At 53.9% G+C, this 204-nt stretch carries 1 tRNA gene; it reads left to right on the forward strand.

From position 1 onward, the window contains the following. The first annotated feature begins 128 nt into the window (after window positions 1-128). Window positions 129-202 (forward strand) — tRNA-Arg (locus tag R5268_RS19415). Window positions 203-204 lie beyond the last annotated feature (2 nt).

Consider the following 204-nt stretch of genomic DNA (forward strand, 5'->3'; position numbering starts at 1 on the left):
CACCCGTAGCTCAGCTGGATAGAGTACCCGGCTACGAACCGGGCGGTCAGAGGTTCGAATCCTCTCGGGTGCACCATCTTATCACTTTATTTCAAAACTGATTTCCGGTAACAGAATTAGTATGCAATGCACCCGTAGCTCAGCTGGATAGAGTACCCGGCTACGAACCGGGCGGTCAGAGGTTCGAATCCTCTCGGGTGCACC

The organism is Morganella sp. BCCO 40_0007, assembly GCF_032989665.1.
GTDB classification, from domain to species: domain Bacteria; phylum Pseudomonadota; class Gammaproteobacteria; order Enterobacterales; family Enterobacteriaceae; genus Morganella; species Morganella sibonii.